The organism is Polaromonas sp. C04, assembly GCF_002002705.1.
Classification (GTDB): domain Bacteria; phylum Pseudomonadota; class Gammaproteobacteria; order Burkholderiales; family Burkholderiaceae_C; genus Rhodoferax_A.
In genome coordinates, this window is sequence record NZ_MUNS01000034.1 from 13393 (window position 1) to 32053 (window position 18661).

Here is an 18661-nt window from a genome sequence, read left to right on the forward strand (position 1 = left end):
CGCTACTTTCCCCCCAGCCCCATGGCCCGCGTAATCACCTCTTTCATGATCTCGTTGGTTCCGCCATAAATGCGCTGCACGCGCGCATCTGCGTAGGCACGGGTGATCGGGTACTCCCACATGTAGCCGTAGCCGCCGAACAGCTGCACGCACTCGTCCATCACCTTGCACTGCAGGTCCGAGCACCAGTACTTGGCCATGCTGGCGGTGGCGGTGTCAAGTTTGTCCTGGCACACCAGTTCGGTGCATTTGTCCACGAACACCTGAGCGATCTGCACCTCGGTCTGCAACTCGGCCAGGCGGTAGCGCGTGTTCTGGAACGCGGCCACGGGCTGGCCGAACACCTTGCGCTCTTTCACATAGGCCACGGTGCCGTCGATCGCCGCCTGCGCCGCGGCCACGGCGGTGATGGCAATTTGCATGCGCTCCCAGGGCAGTTGCTCCATCAGGCAGATGAAGCCCCTGTTTTCAAACGCGGCGCCGCCCAGCAGGTTGTCGGCCGGCACGCGCACGTTGTCGAAGAACAGCTCGCTCGTGTCCTGGGCCTTCAGGCCCAGCTTCTTGAGGCGCTTGCCTGTCTCGAAGCCCGGCATGCCGCGCTCGACCAGCAGCAGGCTGGTGCCCTTGGCCCCCGCCGCGGGGTTGGTCTTGGCCACCACGATCACCAGGTCCGCATGCCAGCCGTTGGTGATGAAGGTCTTGCTGCCGCTCAGCAGGTAGCTGCCGTCGGGTTGCTTGAGGGCCGTGGACTTGATGCCCTGCAGGTCGCTTCCCGCGGCGGGCTCGCTCATGGCGATGGCGCCCACCATCTCGCCGCTGGCCAGCCGTGGCAGGTACTTTTTCGTTTGCGCTTCGGTGCCGTAGTGCAGGATGTACGGTGCCACGATTTCGCTGTGCAGCCCGAAGCCTATGCCGCTGAAGCCGCCGCGCCACAGCTCTTCCATCTGCACCACGGAGTACAGCTTGTCGGCACCCGAGCCACCATATTCTTCGGGCATGGTCATGCACAGGAAGCCGTTGGCGCCGGCCTTGCGCCAGACCTCGCGATCGACATAGCCCTGCTCCTCCCAGGCTTCATGGTGGGGCGCGATTTCCTTGTCGCAGAAGCGGCGGAAACTGTCGCGAAAGGCTTCGTGGTCGGGAGTAAACAGGGTGCGCTCAATCATGGTGGGCCTTGGAGGGTGTCGCGGGTTGGACTGGGCACCGCTATTTTTGCAGAGCAATTGCTTGGTGAAATGAATATACTGCAAGGACTACTTTGAGGATAGGCCATGACTGAAGCATTTGTGTATGACGCCATTCGCACCCCGCGCGGCAAGGGCAAGAAGGATGGAAGCCTCTACGAGGTCAAGCCGGTGAATTTACTGGCCGGTGTGCTATCAGAATTGCAGCGCCGCAACGACTTCGACACCGCGCAGGTGGACGACGTGGTGATGGGCGTGGTCTCGCCCATCGGCGAGCAGGGCTCGGTGATTGCCAAGGTGGCCGCGCTCAAGGCGGGCTGGGACTTTCGCTGCTCGGGCGTGCAGATCAACCGCTTTTGCGCCTCGGGCCTGGAGGCCGTGAACCTGGCGGCGCAGAAAGTGCGCTCGGGCTGGGAAGACCTGGTGGTGGCTGGCGGCGTCGAGAGCATGAGCCGCGTGCCGATCGGCTCCGACGGCGGTGCCTGGGCGCAGGACCCCGAAACCAACAGCGCCACCGCCTTCGTGCCGCAAGGCATCGGCGCCGACCTGATCGCCACGCTCTCGGGCTTCACGCGCGACGACGTGGATGCCTTCGCCATGGAGAGCCAGCAGCGCGCCGCCAGGGCACGCGATAGCGGCCTGTTCGCGCGCTCGGTCGTCCCGGTGAAGGACGCGCTGGACCAGATCATTCTGGGCGAGGACGAATTCATCAAGCCGCGCACGACGATGGAAGGCCTGGCCGGGCTGCGCCCCGCCTTCGAGCAGCTCGGCGCCATGGGGTTCGATCAAGTCGCGCTCACGCGCTACCCGCAGGTAGCGCGCATTCACCACGTGCACCATGCCGGCAATTCATCCGGCATCGTGGACGGCGCGGCGGCGGTGCTGATCGGCTCCGAGGCGGCCGGCAAGACGCATGGCTTCACGCCGCGCGCACGCATCGTGGCGGCCGCGCTCAGCGGCGCCGACCCGACCATCATGCTGACCGGCCCGATGCCCGCCGCACGCAAGGCGCTGGCCAAGGCCGGCATGACCATTGACCAGATCGATCTGTTCGAGGTGAACGAGGCGTTTGCCGCGGTGCCCATGAAATTCATGCAGGAAATGAACGTGCCGCACGACAAGGTCAACGTCAACGGCGGCGCCATCTCCATGGGCCACCCGCTGGGGGCCACCGGCGCGATGATCCTGAACACGTTGATCGACGAGTTGCACCGGCGCCAACTGCGCTACGGGCTGGCCACGCTGTGCGTGGGTGGCGGCATGGGGATTGCGACCATTGTCGAGCGGATTTAAGCCATTTCGGCCTGAAGCCCCTATGTGGCAATGACAGGATGCTACCAATTTCATAGTAAACGGACACCCATGAAAACCATTCGATACGAACTCGCCGATGGCATCGCCACCCTCACCTTCGACGAGCCAGGCTCGCCCGTCAACACCATGTGCCAGCAATGGCAGCACGACCTGACCGAGGTCACCGCGCAGGTGGTCCAGGACAAGGACGCGATCAAGGGCATCATCCTGGCCTCCGCCAAGACCACGTTTTTTGCGGGCGCCGACCTCAAGGGCACCATGCGGCTCAAAGCGTCGGACGCGGGCCGGGTGTTCACGGAGATCGAGCAAACCAAAAAGAACTTCCGCACGCTGGAGACCCTCGGCAAGCCGGTGGTGGCCTGCCTGAACGGCACGGCGCTGGGCGGCGGCTGGGAGGTGGCGCTGGTGGGCCACCACCGCGTTGCCATGGACGACAAAAAGATCCAGTTCGGTCTGCCCGAGATCACGCTCGGCCTGATTCCGGGCGCCAGCGGCATCACCAAGATGACGCGCCTGCTGGGCCTGCTGGGGGCGCAGCCCTATATCCTGGAAAGCAAATTGTTCGGCCCGCGCGAGGCGCTGGAGTTGGGCCTGGTGCACGAGCTGGTGAGCGACGCCGCGCAGCTGCGCGAGAAGGCGCTGGCCTGGATCGCCGCCAACCCGGTGTCGCAGCAGCCCTGGGACGCCAAGGACTACAAAATTCCCGGCGGCACACCAGCCAACCCAAAAATTGCCGGCGCGCTGACGGTCGCACCCGCCATGCTCAAGAAGACCACGCGCGGCCTGTACCCGGCCCCCGAATACGCGCTGGCCGCGATGGCCGAGGGCGCGCAGGTGGACTTCGACACCGCGCTGCGCATCGAGAGCCGGTATCTCGCCCGGCTGATCGTGAGTCCGGTGGCGAAGAACATGATCAACACGTTCTTCTTCAACCTGAACGCGATCAAGAGCGGGCAGTCGCGGCCCAAGGACGTGCCCAAATACAAACCGGCCAGGGTCGGCGTCCTCGGCGCCGGCATGATGGGCGCGGGCATCGCCTATGTGCAGGCCAGCCGGGGCATTGCCACGGTGCTGAAAGACGTGAGCCTGGAAAAGGCCGAGCACGGCAAGGCCTACAGCGCCCGCCTGACCCAGCCGCGCGTCGACAAAGGCCGCATGAGCCCGCACGACCAGAAGGCCCTGCTGGATCGCATCACACCCACCGACAAGGCGGCCGACCTCAAGGGTTGCGACCTGATCATCGAGGCGGTGTTCGAACAGCGCGCGCTCAAGGCCGCCGTCACGAAGGAGGCCGAGCCGATGTTGGCCGCGGGCGGCTTCTTTGCCTCCAACACCTCCACGCTGCCCATCAGCGGCCTGGCCATGGCCAGCGAGCGCCCGGCCAAATTCATCGGCATCCATTTCTTCAGCCCGGTGGACAAGATGAAGCTGGTGGAAATCATCCGCGGCCAGCAGACCGACGAGGAAACCGTGGCGCGCGCCTTCGACTACGTGCAGTCGCTCGGCAAGATCCCGATCGTGGTGAACGACTCGCGCGGCTTCTACACCAGCCGCACCTTCGGCACCTTCGTGATGGAAGGCGCGGCCATGCTGGGTGAAGGCATCCCCGCGCCCGTGATTGAAAACGCCGGCATCCAGTGCGGCATGCCGGTGGGACCGCTGGCGGTACTGGACGAGACCGCGCTATCACTCTCCGTTCACGTGCTGGACCAGACCCGCGCCGACTACCGCTTTGAGGGCAAAACCTACCTCGCCACGCCCGGCGAACTGCTGGTGGAGCGCATGGTCAAGGAGTTCGACCGCAACGGCCGCGCGGCGGGCAGCGGCTTCTACGACTACCCGGCCGAGAAAGGCGCCCGCAAGAGCCTGTGGCCGCAGCTCAAAGCCCTGTTTGAAAAGCCGGACACCGCCTGGGACATCGAAGAAGTCAAGGACCGCCTGCTATACCGTCAGGCAGTCGAGACCGCACGCTGCCTGTCCGAGAACGTGCTGACCACGGTGTTCGAGGCCAACATCGGCTCCATCTTCGGCATTGGTTTCCCGGCCTGGACCGGCGGCGCCATGCAGTTCATCTACAGCATGGGGGTCGACGCCTTTGTGCAGCGCGCCGATGCGCTGGCGGCCAAGTTCGGCCCCGGCTTTGCGTTGACGGCACAAGTCAAGGACACGATCCGCAAACACCAGCCGGTGTATTGAAGCGCCCCCCGACTCAGGGCGATCCCGTCCCGGGCACATCCACGCGCAGCGTGTAGACCTTACCGGACATCGCGGCGCGCGATTGTTCGGGTGTCGTCATCACCTTGCCGGTCAATATATAGAGCGTGCGGCGGTCTTCGCCACCGAGCATGCACGCCACGGCCGCTGCCGGCACGGGAATGCGGTGCGTGACCGTGCCGCCTTCGAGCACGCGCAACACCTCCCTGCTGATCGGCGACGCCACCCAGATCGCGCCCTGCGCGTCCAGGCAGATGCCGTCGGGCGCGGCGCCCTCAAGCTGCGCCCAGACGCGCCGGTTGCGCAGCGCGCCGTCCGCCGCGATGTCGAACGCCGTGAGCCGCGCTTTGTAGCTCTCGCCAATGATCAGCGTGCCGCCATCGGGCGTGATCACCGTGCCATTGGGAAAATGCAGCTCATCGGCCACCACCCTGGCCGCGCCATCCGGCGTGACCATGATCAGCACGGTGGGCCGGGGCGCCTCGCGCGCCGGCATGTCGAAGCCGAAGTTGCCGATGTAGGCGCGGCCCTGCGCGTCCACCACCATGTCGTTGCAATGAAAGGGCGCGAGGCTGGAGAGATCGGCCACTTCGCTCAGACGCATCCCGTCCAGGCGCAGCAGGCGCCGGTCCATCATCGACACGACCAGCAGACGGCCATCAGGCAGCCAGCCCAGCCCCGAGGGTTGACCCGGCACTTGCACCACGGTCTCCGGCACGCCGTCCGAGCCCACGCGCAGCACACGGTGCGTGTAGAAGTCCGAAAACCAGAATGCGCCGTCGTGCCAGCGCGGCGATTCGGGGAAAGCGATCTGCTCCAGGAGCAGGGCGGGCGTCGGGTGGATCATCACGGAACGCGAGCGTGCGCGTGCACGGCGCGACTGTCAAGCCGGTTCGCGCATGCTTTTGAAAGAACGAAGATATTTGACTTCGTCATTTATATGGTTGACTATATCAACCATGAACATCCCTACCACCACCGCTTCGAAGGAAGACGTCAAGGCCGTCCGCGCCTTCAACCGCTTCTATACCCAGCGCATCGGCGTACTCGACCCTTACCTGGGCAGCGAGTTTGCCTTGACACAGGTGCGCGTGCTCTACGAGCTGGCGCACCGCGACCAACCCACCGCCGCCGAGCTGGGCCGCGACCTGGCGCTGGACGCGGGCTATCTGAGCCGCATTCTGCGCAGCTTCGAGACCAGGGGCTGGCTGGCGCGGGTCGCGTCGCCGGCCGACGCGCGGCAAAGCCTGCTCAAGCTCACCGACGCCGGCCACCATGCTTTTGCCCCGCTGCAGCAGAAGTCGCGCGACCAGGCGGCCGCATTGCTCGGCGCCCTGCCCGCAGCGGGCCAGCGCCAGTTGATCGAGGCGATGGCCACGGTGCAGCGGCTGCTCGATACGAGCCAGGCAACACCGCCCACGCGCACTGTCCTGCTGCGCGATATGCGGCCCGGCGACATGGGCTGGGTGGTGCAGCAACACGGCGAGCTCTACGCGCGCGAATATGGGTGGAACAGCGAGTTCGAGGGCCTCGTCGCCGGCATCGTGGCCGGGTTCATCAAGGACTACCAACCCGGATGGGAGCGCTGCTGGATCGCCGAGTTGGACGGCGAGCGCGTGGGCTCGATCTTTGTCATGCGCAAGAGCAAGACCGTGGCCCAGTTGCGCCTGCTGATCCTCGCGCCGCAGGCGCGTGGCCTGGGCCTGGGCGCCCGGCTCACGGATGAATGCATGGCTTTTGCACGCGCCCAGGGCTACAAAAAAATGCTGCTGTGGACCAACAGCTGCCTCACTGCCGCGCGCAACATCTATGCCCGGCGCGGCTTCAAGCTGGTCAAAAGCGAGCCCTACCATGGCTTCGGGCACGACCTGGTCGGGGAAACCTGGGAACTGCGGCTGTGATAATCGGGCCATGAGCCCCCTGCCCGCCAAAGACCATCCGCAACCGCAATCCCTGAGCGACCTGTTCATGTCCTTTACCCTGCTGGCTCTGCAGGGTTTTGGCGGCGTGCTGGCCGTGGTGCAGCGCGAGCTGGTCGAGAAGAAAAAGTGGCTCTCGCGCGAGGAGTTTGTCGAGGACTGGGCCGTGGCGCAGATCCTGCCTGGCCCCAATGTGGTGAACCTGTCGATGATGATCGGCGACCGCTACTTCGGCCTGCGTGGCGCACTGGTCGCGCTGGCCGGCATGCTGACGGTGCCATTGCTGGTGGTGCTGATCATGGCGATCGTGTTTGCCGGCATCGCCGACGTGCCGGCGGCGCAGGGCGCACTGCGCGGCCTGGGTGCCGTCGCGGCGGGCCTGATTACCGCCACTGGCCTGAAACTGATTGCGGCACTGAAAGAAAACGTGATGGGCATGCGCACCTGCTGGGCGGTCGCCGCGCTAACCTTCATTGCCATTGCGCTGCTACGTGTGCGACTGTTGTGGGTCCTTCTGGTATTGGGCAGCCTGGCCAGCCTGTGGGCCTGGCGTCAGCTCGGCGCGATCAAGGCGCTCGGAGCGCAGGCATGAGCCATTCGCCCTTGCACGTCGTGATGACGCAAGCCGATTGGCTCGCCTTGTTCACTCACTTCCTCATCCTGTCGCTGCTGTCCATCGGTGGCGCCATCACGACCGCGCCCGAGATGCAACGCTACCTAGTGGTCGACCGGCTTTGGCTGACCGACGCGCAGTTCAATTCATCCATCGCGCTGGCGCAGGCCGCGCCCGGCCCCAATGTTCTGTTCGTGGCGCTGGTCGGCTGGAATGTGGGACTCAACGCCGGCGGCGGCCTCGGTGCGGGTGCGGCCGGTTGGGGCTGGGCGCTCGCGGGCATGGTTGTCGCGATGCTGGGCATCATGCTGCCCAGTGCTACCCTGACCTTCTTCGCGGCGCGCTGGGGCCACCGCAACCGCGAACTGCGGGCCGTGCGTGCCTTCAAGCAAGGCGTGGCGCCGATCGTGATCGCACTGCTGATTTCCACCGGCTGGGTGCTGACGGCAGCACACAACCACCCAGCGCAGGACTGGCCGCTGTGGCTATTGACGGTCGTCTCGGCGCTGGTGGTCTGGAAAACCCGCATCCACCTGCTGTGGCTGCTGGCCGCCGGCGCGCTGCTGGGCGCGCTGGGGCTGGTTTGACCGTCCCGATTTAGAGGCTGCGCTGGCGCAGCGCCTCGTACAGGCACACGCCACTGGCCACCGACACGTTCAGGCTCTCCACCGCCCCGCGCATCGGGATGTTCACCAGCTCGTCGCAGGTCTTGCGCGTGAGCTGGCGCATCCCGTCGCCCTCGGCGCCCAATACCAGCGCTACCGGGCCCTTGAGGTCCACCTGGTAGATGGACTTGGGCGCGTCGTCGCTGGTGCCGATGCACCAGATGCTGCGCTCCTTCAGCTCGCCCAGCGTGCGCGCGAGATTCGTCACCATGAAGTACGGCACGGTCTCGGCCGCGCCGCTGGCGACCTTGGCCACGGTGGCGTTGATGCCGGCCGCGTGGTCCTTGGGCGCGATCACGGCGTGCGCGCCGGCGCCGTCGGCCACGCGCAGGCAGGCGCCCAGGTTGTGCGGATCCGTCACGCCGTCGAGCACCAGCAGCAGCGGCGGTCCTTCGATCTGATCGAGCAGGTCGTCGAGCGAATGCACCTGCGCCAGCGGCTGCACCCGCGCCGCCACGCCCTGATGCCCGTGGCTGCCCGCCAGCTTGGCCAGCCGCAGGCCATCGGCCTCGATCAGCCGCGCCCCGGCCTCGGTGGCGCGCTCCAGAAACTGGCGCATGCGCGCGTCGCGGCGCGTCGGCTCGTAAAAAATCTCGATGATGGATTGCGGCGCGGTCTTGAGGCGCACGCCGACAGCGTGGAAGCCGAAGAGTACTTTGGGGGACGACATGCCGAGATTATCGATGCTGGGAGGGTGCTATCAAATAGATAGCAATCTTCGCTCGCCAACTGAGGCCGAACGACTGTAGCGGCATTGAAACCCGTACAGGCGAGATCGCCGCCGACTTAAGTGTCGGAATCTTTTACAAAGCGGAGGCCATTCTTTACGAAATGAATTCAGCACATTGATTTCATTAAATAAATTCAATAGGCACCAAAGTTGCTTTGTAACAAATAGTTCAGTTTGAAGCATGAAGTTTTCAAGACTGCCCTAACAACTTAGCCCTGGATTGGAACCATGTTTTCATTAAAAAGCATCCGTGTCGTAGCAATTGTTTTGGCCTTTTCCGGGAGCTTGTTTTCTCTGCAGGCAAAGGCGGATCCCGTTGTTACTTACACCTGGACGACGACGAGTCAGGGTTATGGACCACATGTGGGCCAGCCGTCGTTGGCTACATTTGACGCAAGCCTAAGCGCTGTGCAGAGCGGAAAAATAACCGCGAACGATATTTCAAATATCCAGCTTTTTTATCCTGGACTGACATTCAACAATTCCGTGGTGAGCACAACTGGTTTTGACTTTGGTGCCTATGTCAATCCGGTTACGGGTGCCCTTGTTTTCCACGACGATCAGCAAGGGCTGGCACTGATCGCTTTTGCGGGTGCTTTCATCAACGACGCGACCACTTTTCTGTCGATCACATTCGACAACCCGGTGTCGAACGCTGTTAAAGATCAGTTCAACGCACTCAATAATGGCAGCGCTTACGCGGGCTATCCTACTGCCGGCTATTGGACCGCAACCTTGCCGGCGGGCAACAGTGTCCCCGAACCGGGCTCTTTGGCTTTGCTGGGTTTGGGCATTCTGGGGATTGCCGCAATACGCCGGCGCAAGCAATAAGGTTGTTTTTGCCCCTCGCCGGAATGCGGGGATTTGAGAGCTCGCCCCCAGTTGCCCAGTTGCCCAGTAACCGCGGCAGTGCGCGTTGCGAGCGCGCCACTGGGCGAGTCCCATGAATAGCCTTAATGCACCGCGACAGCGGCGGCATCCGCACCCGACTGCAACGGGCCGAGCGGATTGTTCTGTTGCTCGATCCGGTCGGTATAGGCTTGCCCCGCAAAGTTGCGAAACAGCACGGTATCGCCGCTGATCACAATCAATGCGTCAAACCACCACCCGGTCACCTTCGTGGTACGGCGCACGTTCAAAAAGTCCAGCCAGAAACTGCCTTCGCGCTGGCGATGTTGCCGCTCAAAATGAAACTGGTAGCCACGGCAGGTGGTTTGCGCCTCGATGCACTGGCGGATGCCGGGGTCGAGTTTGGCGAGGGGTACGCCCGGATTGGGCACCAGCCGCCCGACAATCTCGGGGTAGGGAATCAGCGTGACATTGCGCCCGTCGACCGGGTCGAACCCGATGTTCTTGAGTTCAGAGGTGCGCGTCTGCAGAGCCATGATCCGCTGTGCCGCCGCTGCAGCTTCTTCGAAACTGGCGAAACCCGCGGGTGTATCGGTGCTGGCTCGCGGCAACAGCGAGGAACAGGCACAAAGCGCCGCGCAGGAAAGCGGGAGGAAGAGGGGACGGTATCTCATGAGACAAAATTCTCCCCTGGCGGTCCCGTTGCCGGTCTGATCCTGGTCAACAACCCTCGCACATTGCTTGATCGACATCAACATCGCACGATTGCAAACATCCATCCCATCCCGCCGCCATTTTGCGTGAGCACACACCGCACAAGCCTCGACACGGGACACGCCGCGGGCCTGCGGCACAACAGTCCCTCAGGATCAGCCGGCCAGCGACCGGACCTCCTCCTCTGCGGGCACCATCCGCCCGGCTTCAATATTGATGCGCCGCTCGCAGCGCTCGGCAATGGCGCGGTCGTGCGTGACCAGCACCAGCGTCGTGCCCAATTCACGGTTCAGGTCGAACATCAACGCCATGATGGTCTCGCCGGTGGCGAAGTCCAGGCTGCCGGTGGGCTCGTCGGCCAGCAGCACCGCGGGCTGCACCACGAAGGCACGGGCCAGCGCCACGCGCTGCTGCTCGCCGCCGCTCAGGACCTTGGGATAGTGGCCCAGGCGCTGCGACAGGCCCACGCGCGCCAGCATCTCGGTGGCGGCACGGCGCGAGTCTCTGCGCCCGGCCAGTTCCAGCGGCAGCATCACGTTTTCCAGCGCCGACAGGTTGCCCATCAACTGAAAGCTCTGGAATACAAAGCCGGCCTTTTGCGCACGCAGCGCGGCGCGCTCGTCCTCGTCCAGCGCAAACAGGTCCTGCCCGTCCAGCCGCACGGTGCCGCGCGTGGGCGTATCCAGGCCGGCGATGATGGACAGAAGCGTGCTCTTGCCCGAGCCCGAGGCGCCGACAATTGCTGCGGTCTCGCGCGGTGCCAGCGAGAAATCAATATCGCGCAAAATGTCGAGTGTGCCGGTCGAGTCAGTCACTGATTTGAAGAGATGCTCGACGGAAATAATGGCGGAGCCGGACAAGGTGGACATGAAGGATTTGAAGTTTTGATTCGAAGACACTTTATCGCGGCGGCCGGCGGGCTCTGGGCCATGGGGGCTTGGGCCGCCCAGAACAAGCCGCGCGGGCCGGCCGCACATGGTGCCACACCCAAGACCATTCTGGTGCTGGGCGACAGCCTGAGCGCCGAGTATGGCCTGCCGCGCGGCAGCGGCTGGGTCGCCCTGCTGCAAAAGCGCCTGGCGGCTGAAAAAATCCCGGCAACCGTGCAAAACGCCAGCATCAGCGGCGAGACCACCTCGGGCGGGCGCTCGCGGCTGGCCGCGCTGCTCGCCGCCGACAAGCCCGCCGTCGTGATTCTGGAGCTCGGCGCCAACGATGCGCTGCGTGGCCTGCCGCTGGCCATGACGCAGGACAACCTGAACCAGATGACGCAGGCCGCGCAAAAGGCCGGTGCGAAGGTGCTGCTGCTCGGCATGCAGGTGCCGCCGAACTACGGCAGCGACTACGCCAACCACTTTGCCGCGACCTTTGGCCAGGTCGCCCGGGCCAACAAGGCGGCGCTGGTGCCGTTTTTGCTCAAGGGCGTTGCCGACGCGCCCAATGCCGCGCAGCTGTTCCAGAGCGACCGCATCCACCCCATCGCCGCGGCCCACCCGACCCTGCTGAACAACGTTTGGCCCGAACTGAAGAAGTTGCTCAAGTGAACGTCAAACACGTATCGGCGACTGACGCCATCGCCCAGCTCAACGCCTACAGCGCCGTGATCGATGCGCGCAGCGAAGACGAATACCTGGAGGACCATTTGCCCGGCGCCGTGAACTGGCCTTCGCTCAACAACGAAGAGCGCCGGCTGATCGGCACCATTTACACGCAGGTCAATCCGTTCGAGGCAAAAAAGCGCGGTGCGGCGCTGGTGGCGGCGAATATCGCGCGCCATATCGAGCGCGAGCTGCTGGACAAGCCCAAGACCTGGCAGCCGCTGATCTATTGCTGGCGCGGCGGCAAGCGCAGCAACGCCCTGGCGCTGGTGCTGGGCGAGATCGGCCTGCGCGTGGCGGTGATCGAAGGCGGCTACAAGGCCTTTCGCGGTGCCGTGCTGGCCAGTCTGCCCGGTCTGGCTGCCAACCTGTCGTATCGCGTGATTTGTGGCCCCACGGGATCCGGCAAGACGCGGTTGCTGCAGGCGCTGGCCCAGGCCGGTGCGCAGGTGCTGGACCTCGAAGCGCTGGCCAGCCACCGCAGCTCGGTGCTGGGACAGATTCCGGGCCAGCCCCAGCCATCGCAAAAGCGCTTTGACAACCTGGTATGGGATGCGCTGCGCCGTTTTGAGGCGGCACGCCCGGTGTTTGTCGAGAGCGAAAGCAAGAAGGTCGGCAACCTGGCCATCCCCGACAGCCTGATGCTGGCCATGCGCGCCAGCCCCTGCCTGGACCTGCAGCTGTCCGACGACGAGCGCGTCGCGCTGCTGCTGGAAGACTACGATTTCTTCGTGCAGGACACGGCCCTGTTTTGCGACCGGCTGGACGCCCTGGTCGAGCTGCGCGGCAAGGCCCTGGTGCAGGCCTGGAAGGGCAAAGTGCACACCGGCCAGATCGAAGCCGTGGTGCGTGAACTACTCACGACGCATTACGACCCGGGCTATGCGCGCTCGATACAGCGCAACTTCAGCCAGTACGGAACTTCAAAAAAGATAGCGGCCAGCGACCGCTCTGCGGGGGCCATGGGTCAATTGGCTCGCAAGATCCTGGCGGAGAGCACATGAACGAGCGGCTTGAGCCAGTCGCTCAAACAGGGGCTCGTCAAGACGCAGAAAAGACTCAGGACCGGGCCGGCGTGCCCGGCGTTTGGCCGGTCGCGTCGCTGGACGAAGTTGAATCATCCTGCTGCGCATCGCCTTGCGCAGGGTCGCCGGCCTTGCGGCCAGCCTTGGCCTTGAGCTTGTCTTCTTTCTTGCGCTTTTTGGCCAGCTCTTTCTGGCGCTTTTCGTATCCGTAATTAGGTGTAGCCAAGGTTCTCTTTCAATAGGTGGGTGTCACTTTAACAGCTTGAAGTGCAAGCATGAACGCACGGGCCGGATATTTCAAGCCATCGCCTGCAGGGCCTGCGCCAGATCGGCCCGCAGATCGGCCACGGCCTCCAGTCCGATGGCAAAACGCACCAGCGTGCCGCGCGCCAGATGGGCCGGCCACGCGGTGCGCATGCTCTCCAGCTCGTAAGGCACCACCAGGCTGATCGGTCCGCCCCAGCTGTAGCCCAGCTTGAACAGCTGGAGCGCATCGCAAAAGGCGTCCACCTGGGCGCTGCCGTAGCGCGCGTCGAACAGCACGCTGAACAGGCTGGCGGCGCCGCCAGCTTCATGGCGGCACAGCGCACGCCAGTGCTCGTGCCCCGGACTGCCCGGCAGCGCCGGGTGAAGCACCTGTGCGAACTCGGGGCGGGCCTGGCACCAGAGTGCCAGTTCGCGCGCCGCCGCGTCCTGCGCCCCGTAGCGCAACTCGATGCTGGGCAGCGAGCGCAGCACCGTCTCGGTGTCGTTGGCCGCCACACCCAGCCCCAGCCGCATGTGGGTCAGCTTGATTTTCATGTGCAGCGTGGGCTCGCGCGTGACGATGCTGCCCATCAGCACGTCCCCGCCGCCGCTGGGGTATTTGGTCAGCGCCTGCACCGAGATGTCGACCGCCAGGCGGCCGCTCCCGTCGCCGCCCAGATCGAAGGGCCGAAACGCCAGGCCCGCGCCCCAGGTGTTGTCCAGCGCCGCCGTCACCTTGTGCTGGCGGCAGATGCGCACCTGCTCCTTCAGATCCGGGAATTCCAGGGTTACCGACCCGGCGGCCTCCAGCCAGACGAGTTTGGTCTTGTCGCTGATTTTTTGCGCCAGGTCGGCCGGGTTCATCGCGTCATAAAACTGGTGCGTGATGCCCCAGGCCATCAGCTCGCCTTCGGCCAGTGTCTTGTTGGGGCCATAGGCGTTGTCGGGGATCAGCACCTCGTCGCCGGTTTTGAGCAGCGCCAGCGCCACGTTGGCAATCGCCGCCAGGCCGCTGGGCACGAGCAGGCATTGCAGGCCGCCTTCGAGCGTGCACAGGCGCTCTTCCAGCAAAAACGTGGTGGGCGTTCCGTGCAGGCCGTAGGTGTAGCCCGACTTGTCTTTCCACTCGCGCGTGCGCATGGCCGCGACATTCGCGAAAAACACCGTGGAGGCCTTGTGGATGCCCGGCTGCGGCGCGGCAAAGCCTGCTGGGGGGGAATAGGGATGATGAATCAGCCGGGTGGAAATTTCGCTCATCTGCAAATGGTAGTGCCGAAACAAAAACGGGAGCCAGGCTAAACAATCCACTTGGCCTGGAGCTGCTCGGGGCTCATGGTGTCGTAGCTTTCAAACGGCTGGTGAATCCACGGATTGGTCGGCAAGAATTCGACCGCGTAGTCGGGCGTGAAGCTCGACACGCCTTTGGCCCAAATCACCGCGCTGCGCAGCTCGGTGATCGGTTTGTAATTGTTTTTGAGCTGGTGGATCACAACGTTCAGCGTATGGCCGGTGTCCGCCAGATCGTCCACCAGCAACACCTTGCCGGCAATCTCGCCCCGGGGCGTGGTGATGTAGTGCGCGATGTCGAGCTTGCCCTGCTGTGTGCCCGCTTCGGCGCGGTACGAGCTGGTGGACATGATGGCCAGCGGCTTGTCGAAGATGCGCGAGAGGATGTCGCCGGGGCGCATGCCGCCGCGCGCCAGGCACAGGATGGTGTCGAACTGCCAGCCCGACTGGTGCACCTTGATGGCCAGTTTTTCGATCAGGTTGTGGTACTCGTCGTAGCTCACGTACAGGTGTTTGCCGTCTTCCGTCAACATGGGGATCTGCTCCTGAATTAATAGCTAGAGGCGAACTTCACATAAGGGTTTGAAGCCATTTTCATTCCAGGTCGAAGGACTCAAGCCGGTGCATACGGGTGGCGCAGCAGGATGGTGTGGTCACGATCCGGGCTGGTGGAAATCATGGCGATCGGCACGCCGGTCACCTCCTCAATCCGCTTCAGATACAGGCGCGCATTGGCCGGCAACTGGTCGTATTGCGTGACACCCACGGTGGAGTCGCTCCAGCCGGCGATGGTCTCGTACACCGGCACGCAGCGCGCGATTTCTTCGGCCGCCATGGGCAGGATGTCGATCAGTTCGCCGTCGAGCGTGTAGCCGGTGCACAACTCCAGCTGGTCCAGGCCGTCGAGCACGTCGAGCTTGGTGATGCACAGGCCGGACAGGCCATTGACCTGCGCCGAGCGCTTGAGCAGCGCCGCGTCGAACCAGCCGCAGCGCCGGCTGCGCCCCGTGACCACACCCTTTTCGGCGCCCACGGTGCTCATGTGGTAGCCCGGCGTGCCGGGCGTTTGCCAGTCGAGCTCGGTCGGGAACGGGCCACCTCCCACGCGGGTGCAATAGGCCTTGGTGATGCCCAGGATGTAGTGCAGCAGGCCGGGGCCCACGCCCGAACCGGCCGCGGCATTGCCGGCCACGCAGTTGCTGGACGTGACGTACGGGTAGGTGCCGTGGTCGACGTCGAGCAGCGTGCCCTGCGCACCCTCGAACAGCAAATTGGCGCCATCACGGTGCGCGTCGTTGAGCTCGCGCGAAACGTCGGCCATCATCGGCTTCAACATTTCGGCATGACTCATGGCCTGCTCATAAACCGCGTCGAACTCGATCGCGGGCGCATGCAGGTATTGCGTCAATACGAAGTTGTGCAGCGCCAGCAATTCGCGCAGCTTGGCGGCAAAGCGCTCGGGGTATTTCAGGTCCTGCACACGCAGCGCACGGCGCGCAATCTTGTCTTCGTAGGCCGGACCGATGCCCTTGCCCGTGGTGCCGATCTTCTCGCTGCCGCCCTGCTCGCGCACGGCTTCGCGCGCCACATCGAGCGCCGCATGGAACGGCAGGATCAGCGGGCAGGCTTCGCTGATGCGCAGGCGCGAACGCACCTCCACGCCCACCGCCTCGAGCCGCTCGATCTCCTTGAACAAATGATCGGTCGAGAGCACCACGCCGTTGCCGATGTAGCACTTCACGCCGGGTCGCATGATGCCGCTCGGGATCAGGTTCAGCGCGGTCTTCACGCCATTGATCACCAGCGTGTGGCCGGCGTTGTGGCCGCCCTGGAAGCGCACCACGCCCTGGGCGCTCTCGGTCAGCCAGTCGACCAGCTTGCCCTTGCCTTCGTCGCCCCATTGGGTGCCGACCACGACCACGTTGCGTCCTGGCGCCTGTACTTTGCTTGTATTCATCTCGGATGTTTCTCAAATAGCTTGCACAATCCACTGCCCCGCGGCCTGGACCAGTTCGCGGTCGCAGTGGAATTCATCGACGCCGCTCTCATGGCCCGGCAACACGCAGACCACGGTTTCGCCCCGACCGCGCAGGGCCGCGATGGCCGCGCGCAACTCGGGCGCATCACCCCATGGGGCGCGGATGGCCGCACGCAGCGCGCGCGGGGCCACGGCCGCCACCAGTTGCTTCACATCCAGGCTGAAGCCCACGGCCGGCCGGTTGCGGCCGAACACGGCGCCGACCTCGTCATAGCGACCGCCGCGCACCAGCGCGTCGCTGGCATGCTGCGCATAGATGGCAAAGCGCGCGCCGCTGTAATAGGCGTAGCCGCGCAGGTCGGCGAGATCGAACGTGACGTGCGTGCCCGCCAGGTGGCTCGCAAGCCATTTCAGATTTGATAGCGCCTCGCGTAGAGCCGGCGAGGGCTTGAGGGTCTTTTCAGCTTCAATCAGCACGCGTTCATCGCCATACAGCTGCACCAGCGCCAGCAGGCCTTCGCGCGACGCGGCCGGAAAGGTTTTGGTCAGCGCCGCCAGTTCGCTGGCGTCCTTGGCCGCCAGCGCCGCATGCACCCGGGCCGAGCCGGCGGCGTCGAGCGGCACGTCCGCGAGCAGCGAACGCACGATCCGGGCGTCGGCCATGTCAACGCTGACGCCCTGCACCTGCGCCGCCTTCAGGCAGTCCAGCGACAGCAGCAAAATTTCCAGGTCCGCTTCCAGGCCCGCGTGGCCGTAGATTTCGGCGCCGAACTGCAGCGGTTCGCGCGTGGCATGCGGCCGGTCGGGCCGGGTGTGCAGCACCGGACCGCAATAGCACAGACGGGTCACGCCGCTGCGGTTCAGCAGATGCGCGTCGATGCGCGCCACCTGCGATGTGGTGTCGGCGCGCAGCCCCATCATGCGCCCCGACAGCTGGTCCACCAGCTTGAAGGTTTGCAGATCGAGTGCTTCGCCGGTGCCGGTGAGCAGTGATTCGAGATGCTCCAGGAGCGGCGGCATCACCAGCTCGTAGCCGTAGCCGCGAGCCGTGTCGAGCAGAGAGCGGCGCAGCTCTTCGATGTGCCGGGCCTCGGAAGGCAGAACATCGGCGATGTAATCCGGCAGGACCCAAGCGGACATGAATATTTTGGGAGGCTGTTAAAACAGGGATTTTACCGGGCTTGCCGGCCAGTCCCGCTTCATGTCAGCAGCCAGAGCATGAAAAGTCCCGCGACGATGCTGCACAGGCCGAAAAAACGCAGCTGCCCATCGCGCAGTTGCAGGATTTGCGTGAACATGCGCCGCCACGCCGCGGGCGACGTCAACGGCAGCAAGCCCTCGATGACCAGCACCAGGGCAAGCGCCACCCAGAACGTACCGCTGTCCAAGGCCCGGGCGTCCGCGGCTTACTTCTTGGCCGGCCTGGCGGCAGGAGCTGCGCTGGTGCTGCCACCGGAGCCGCGCATCGCCTTGAAGAACTCCGACGATTCGTCGATCACCATCACGTCGCTCTTCTTGTTGAAGCTGGACTTGTAGGCGTCCAGGCTGCGGTAAAACTGCGCAAACTGGGGATCGCGGCCGAACGATTCGGCGTAGATGCGGGTGGCCTGCGCGTCGCCGGCACCCTTGATTTTCTGGGCCTCGCGGTAGGCGTTGGCCACCGTCACCTCGCGCTGGCGATCGGCATCGGCGCGGATTTTTTCGCCCTCGGCCACGCCGGTGGAGCGCAACTCGTTGGCCACGCGCTTGCGCTCGGCCTCCATGCGCCGGTACACGGAATCGGTGATGTCGCTCACATAGTCGACGCGCGTGATGCGCACGTCCACCACATCCACACCCCACGGCTTGGCGCCGCGCACCGTGGCCAGCACCTGGCTCTTGACGGCCGACATCAAGGCTTCGCGCTTGGCAGACAGCAGTTCCTTGACCGTGTACTTGTTGATCTCGCCCTGGAACGCGTTGCGCACCACGCGGTTGAGCTGGTTCGCGCCCGCGTTTTCGTCCAGCCCGACGTTGCGGATGTATTCGGTTGGATCGGTCACACGCCAGCGCACGTACCAGTCGATCACGACGCGCTGCTTTTCCGCGGTGTAGACCGGCTCCGCGTCGGTGCTGTCGAGCGTGAGCAGGCGCTTGTCCAGATAGGACACGTTCTGGAATGGCGGCGGCAGCTTGAAGTTGAGCCCCGGCTGGGTGATGACTTCCTTGATCTGCCCGAGCGCATAGACAATGCCGAACTGGCGCTGATCGACCACGAACAGCATGGAGCTGAGCACCGCAAGCACCACCAGCAGTGAAGAAACAATAAAACCGACTCTGTTCACA

The 18661-nt window shown here is 64.5% G+C and carries 20 protein-coding genes; 8 read left to right on the top strand and 12 right to left on the bottom strand.

The window, feature by feature from the left end; genetic code table 11:
• Positions 1–2 precede the first annotated feature (2 nt).
• A complete protein-coding gene (locus tag B0E49_RS13360) occupies positions 3–1166 on the bottom strand; it encodes an acyl-CoA dehydrogenase family protein (protein ID WP_077562696.1) in 1164 nt (387 codons plus the stop codon).
• A gap of 105 nt (positions 1167–1271) precedes the next feature.
• Here B0E49_RS13360 and B0E49_RS13365 point away from each other — a divergent pair, with 105 nt between their 5' ends.
• A complete protein-coding gene (locus B0E49_RS13365) occupies positions 1272–2477 on the top strand; it encodes an acetyl-CoA C-acetyltransferase (protein ID WP_077562697.1) in 1206 nt (401 codons plus the stop codon).
• 69 nt (positions 2478–2546) lie between these two features.
• A complete protein-coding gene (locus tag B0E49_RS13370; protein ID WP_077562698.1) occupies positions 2547–4694 on the top strand; it encodes a 3-hydroxyacyl-CoA dehydrogenase NAD-binding domain-containing protein in 2148 nt (715 codons plus the stop codon).
• A 13-nt stretch (positions 4695–4707) separates the two neighbouring features.
• Here B0E49_RS13370 and B0E49_RS13375 read toward each other — a convergent pair whose 3' ends face one another.
• Positions 4708–5559, bottom strand: coding sequence for an SMP-30/gluconolactonase/LRE family protein (locus tag B0E49_RS13375; RefSeq protein ID WP_077562699.1), 852 nt, complete (start codon positions 5557–5559; stop codon positions 4708–4710).
• A 112-nt stretch (positions 5560–5671) separates the two neighbouring features.
• Between B0E49_RS13375 and B0E49_RS13380 the strand changes: the two genes are divergently transcribed.
• From B0E49_RS13380 to B0E49_RS13390, 3 genes are read left to right on the top strand one after another with little or no spacing between them, the layout of a single operon-like run.
• A complete protein-coding gene (locus B0E49_RS13380) occupies positions 5672–6613 on the top strand; it encodes a bifunctional helix-turn-helix transcriptional regulator/GNAT family N-acetyltransferase (protein ID WP_077562700.1) in 942 nt (313 codons plus the stop codon).
• 10 nt (positions 6614–6623) lie between these two features.
• A complete protein-coding gene (locus B0E49_RS13385) occupies positions 6624–7223 on the top strand; it encodes a chromate transporter (protein ID WP_077562701.1) in 600 nt (199 codons plus the stop codon).
• Positions 7220–7831, top strand: a complete 612-nt coding sequence (locus B0E49_RS13390; protein ID WP_077562702.1) for a chromate transporter — start codon at positions 7220–7222, stop codon at positions 7829–7831. The genes B0E49_RS13385 and B0E49_RS13390 overlap by 4 nt, the downstream gene beginning before the upstream one ends.
• Before the next feature lie 10 nt (positions 7832–7841).
• Here the strand turns inward: B0E49_RS13390 and rlmB are convergent, their stop codons facing one another.
• Complete coding sequence (gene rlmB, locus B0E49_RS13395; protein ID WP_077562703.1) at positions 7842–8579, bottom strand: 23S rRNA (guanosine(2251)-2'-O)-methyltransferase RlmB; 738 nt, start codon at positions 8577–8579, stop codon at positions 7842–7844.
• Positions 8580–8867: 288 nt separating this feature from the next.
• On the opposite strand from rlmB, the gene B0E49_RS13400 reads away from it, so the two are divergent.
• Entirely contained in the window at positions 8868–9470 is a 603-nt protein-coding gene (locus B0E49_RS13400) for a PEP-CTERM sorting domain-containing protein (protein WP_077562704.1), read from the top strand.
• A gap of 122 nt (positions 9471–9592) precedes the next feature.
• Here B0E49_RS13400 and B0E49_RS13405 read toward each other — a convergent pair whose 3' ends face one another.
• Both B0E49_RS13405 and B0E49_RS13410 read right to left on the bottom strand, forming a co-directional pair.
• Entirely contained in the window at positions 9593–10246 is a 654-nt protein-coding gene (locus B0E49_RS13405) for a hypothetical protein (protein ID WP_144264562.1), read from the bottom strand.
• 111 nt (positions 10247–10357) lie between these two features.
• Entirely contained in the window at positions 10358–11071 is a 714-nt protein-coding gene (locus B0E49_RS13410; RefSeq protein WP_077562832.1) for an ABC transporter ATP-binding protein, read from the bottom strand.
• Between the two features lie 60 nt (positions 11072–11131).
• On the opposite strand from B0E49_RS13410, the gene B0E49_RS13415 reads away from it, so the two are divergent.
• Positions 11132–11746, top strand: coding sequence for an arylesterase (locus B0E49_RS13415; RefSeq protein ID WP_144264568.1), 615 nt, complete (start codon positions 11132–11134; stop codon positions 11744–11746).
• Positions 11743–12804, top strand: coding sequence for a tRNA 2-selenouridine(34) synthase MnmH (gene mnmH / locus B0E49_RS13420; RefSeq protein ID WP_077562706.1), 1062 nt, complete (start codon positions 11743–11745; stop codon positions 12802–12804). The genes B0E49_RS13415 and mnmH overlap by 4 nt, the downstream gene beginning before the upstream one ends.
• 55 nt (positions 12805–12859) lie before the next feature.
• Here mnmH and B0E49_RS13425 read toward each other — a convergent pair whose 3' ends face one another.
• The 7 genes from B0E49_RS13425 to hflC form a co-directional block, all read right to left on the bottom strand.
• Positions 12860–13051 (bottom strand): hypothetical protein, encoded by a 192-nt coding sequence (locus B0E49_RS13425; protein WP_077562707.1) that lies wholly within the window; start codon positions 13049–13051, stop codon positions 12860–12862.
• A gap of 71 nt (positions 13052–13122) precedes the next feature.
• Positions 13123–14328: a PLP-dependent transferase gene (locus tag B0E49_RS13430; protein WP_077562708.1), complete on the bottom strand. Its 1206-nt coding sequence runs from the start codon at positions 14326–14328 to the stop codon at positions 13123–13125.
• A gap of 38 nt (positions 14329–14366) precedes the next feature.
• Complete coding sequence (locus tag B0E49_RS13435; protein WP_077562709.1) at positions 14367–14891, bottom strand: phosphoribosyltransferase; 525 nt, start codon at positions 14889–14891, stop codon at positions 14367–14369.
• Between the two features lie 80 nt (positions 14892–14971).
• A complete protein-coding gene (locus B0E49_RS13440) occupies positions 14972–16315 on the bottom strand; it encodes an adenylosuccinate synthase (protein ID WP_077562710.1) in 1344 nt (447 codons plus the stop codon).
• A 12-nt stretch (positions 16316–16327) separates the two neighbouring features.
• Positions 16328–17476 (bottom strand): ATP phosphoribosyltransferase regulatory subunit, encoded by a 1149-nt coding sequence (locus B0E49_RS13445; protein ID WP_077562711.1) that lies wholly within the window; start codon positions 17474–17476, stop codon positions 16328–16330.
• 59 nt (positions 17477–17535) lie between these two features.
• The gene (locus B0E49_RS13450) at positions 17536–17724 is read right to left on the bottom strand and encodes a DUF2065 domain-containing protein (RefSeq protein ID WP_077562712.1); all 189 of its coding nucleotides are present in this window, start codon (positions 17722–17724) and stop codon (positions 17536–17538) included.
• A gap of 18 nt (positions 17725–17742) precedes the next feature.
• Positions 17743–18660: a protease modulator HflC gene (gene hflC / locus B0E49_RS13455; RefSeq protein ID WP_077562713.1), complete on the bottom strand. Its 918-nt coding sequence runs from the start codon at positions 18658–18660 to the stop codon at positions 17743–17745.
• Position 18661: the final 1 nt, after the last annotated feature.

Coding starts and splice junctions, on each gene's coding strand:
- B0E49_RS13370 (WP_077562698.1), top strand. CDS start 2,547: ATGAAAACCATTCGATACGAACTCGCCGATGGCATCGCCACCCTCACC.
- B0E49_RS13390 (WP_077562702.1), top strand. CDS start 7,220: ATGAGCCATTCGCCCTTGCACGTCGTGATGACGCAAGCCGATTGGCTC.
- B0E49_RS13400 (WP_077562704.1), top strand. CDS start 8,868: ATGTTTTCATTAAAAAGCATCCGTGTCGTAGCAATTGTTTTGGCCTTT.
- B0E49_RS13365 (WP_077562697.1), top strand. CDS start 1,272: ATGACTGAAGCATTTGTGTATGACGCCATTCGCACCCCGCGCGGCAAG.
- B0E49_RS13410 (WP_077562832.1), bottom strand. CDS start 11,071: ATGTCCACCTTGTCCGGCTCCGCCATTATTTCCGTCGAGCATCTCTTC.
- B0E49_RS13360 (WP_077562696.1), bottom strand. CDS start 1,166: ATGATTGAGCGCACCCTGTTTACTCCCGACCACGAAGCCTTTCGCGAC.
- B0E49_RS13385 (WP_077562701.1), top strand. CDS start 6,624: ATGAGCCCCCTGCCCGCCAAAGACCATCCGCAACCGCAATCCCTGAGC.
- B0E49_RS13415 (WP_144264568.1), top strand. CDS start 11,132: ATGGGGGCTTGGGCCGCCCAGAACAAGCCGCGCGGGCCGGCCGCACAT.
- B0E49_RS13375 (WP_077562699.1), bottom strand. CDS start 5,559: ATGATCCACCCGACGCCCGCCCTGCTCCTGGAGCAGATCGCTTTCCCC.
- B0E49_RS13405 (WP_144264562.1), bottom strand. CDS start 10,246: ATGTTGATGTCGATCAAGCAATGTGCGAGGGTTGTTGACCAGGATCAG.
- B0E49_RS13440 (WP_077562710.1), bottom strand. CDS start 16,315: ATGAATACAAGCAAAGTACAGGCGCCAGGACGCAACGTGGTCGTGGTC.
- B0E49_RS13380 (WP_077562700.1), top strand. CDS start 5,672: ATGAACATCCCTACCACCACCGCTTCGAAGGAAGACGTCAAGGCCGTC.
- B0E49_RS13435 (WP_077562709.1), bottom strand. CDS start 14,891: ATGTTGACGGAAGACGGCAAACACCTGTACGTGAGCTACGACGAGTAC.
- B0E49_RS13430 (WP_077562708.1), bottom strand. CDS start 14,328: ATGAGCGAAATTTCCACCCGGCTGATTCATCATCCCTATTCCCCCCCA.
- rlmB (WP_077562703.1), bottom strand. CDS start 8,579: ATGTCGTCCCCCAAAGTACTCTTCGGCTTCCACGCTGTCGGCGTGCGC.
- B0E49_RS13445 (WP_077562711.1), bottom strand. CDS start 17,476: ATGTCCGCTTGGGTCCTGCCGGATTACATCGCCGATGTTCTGCCTTCC.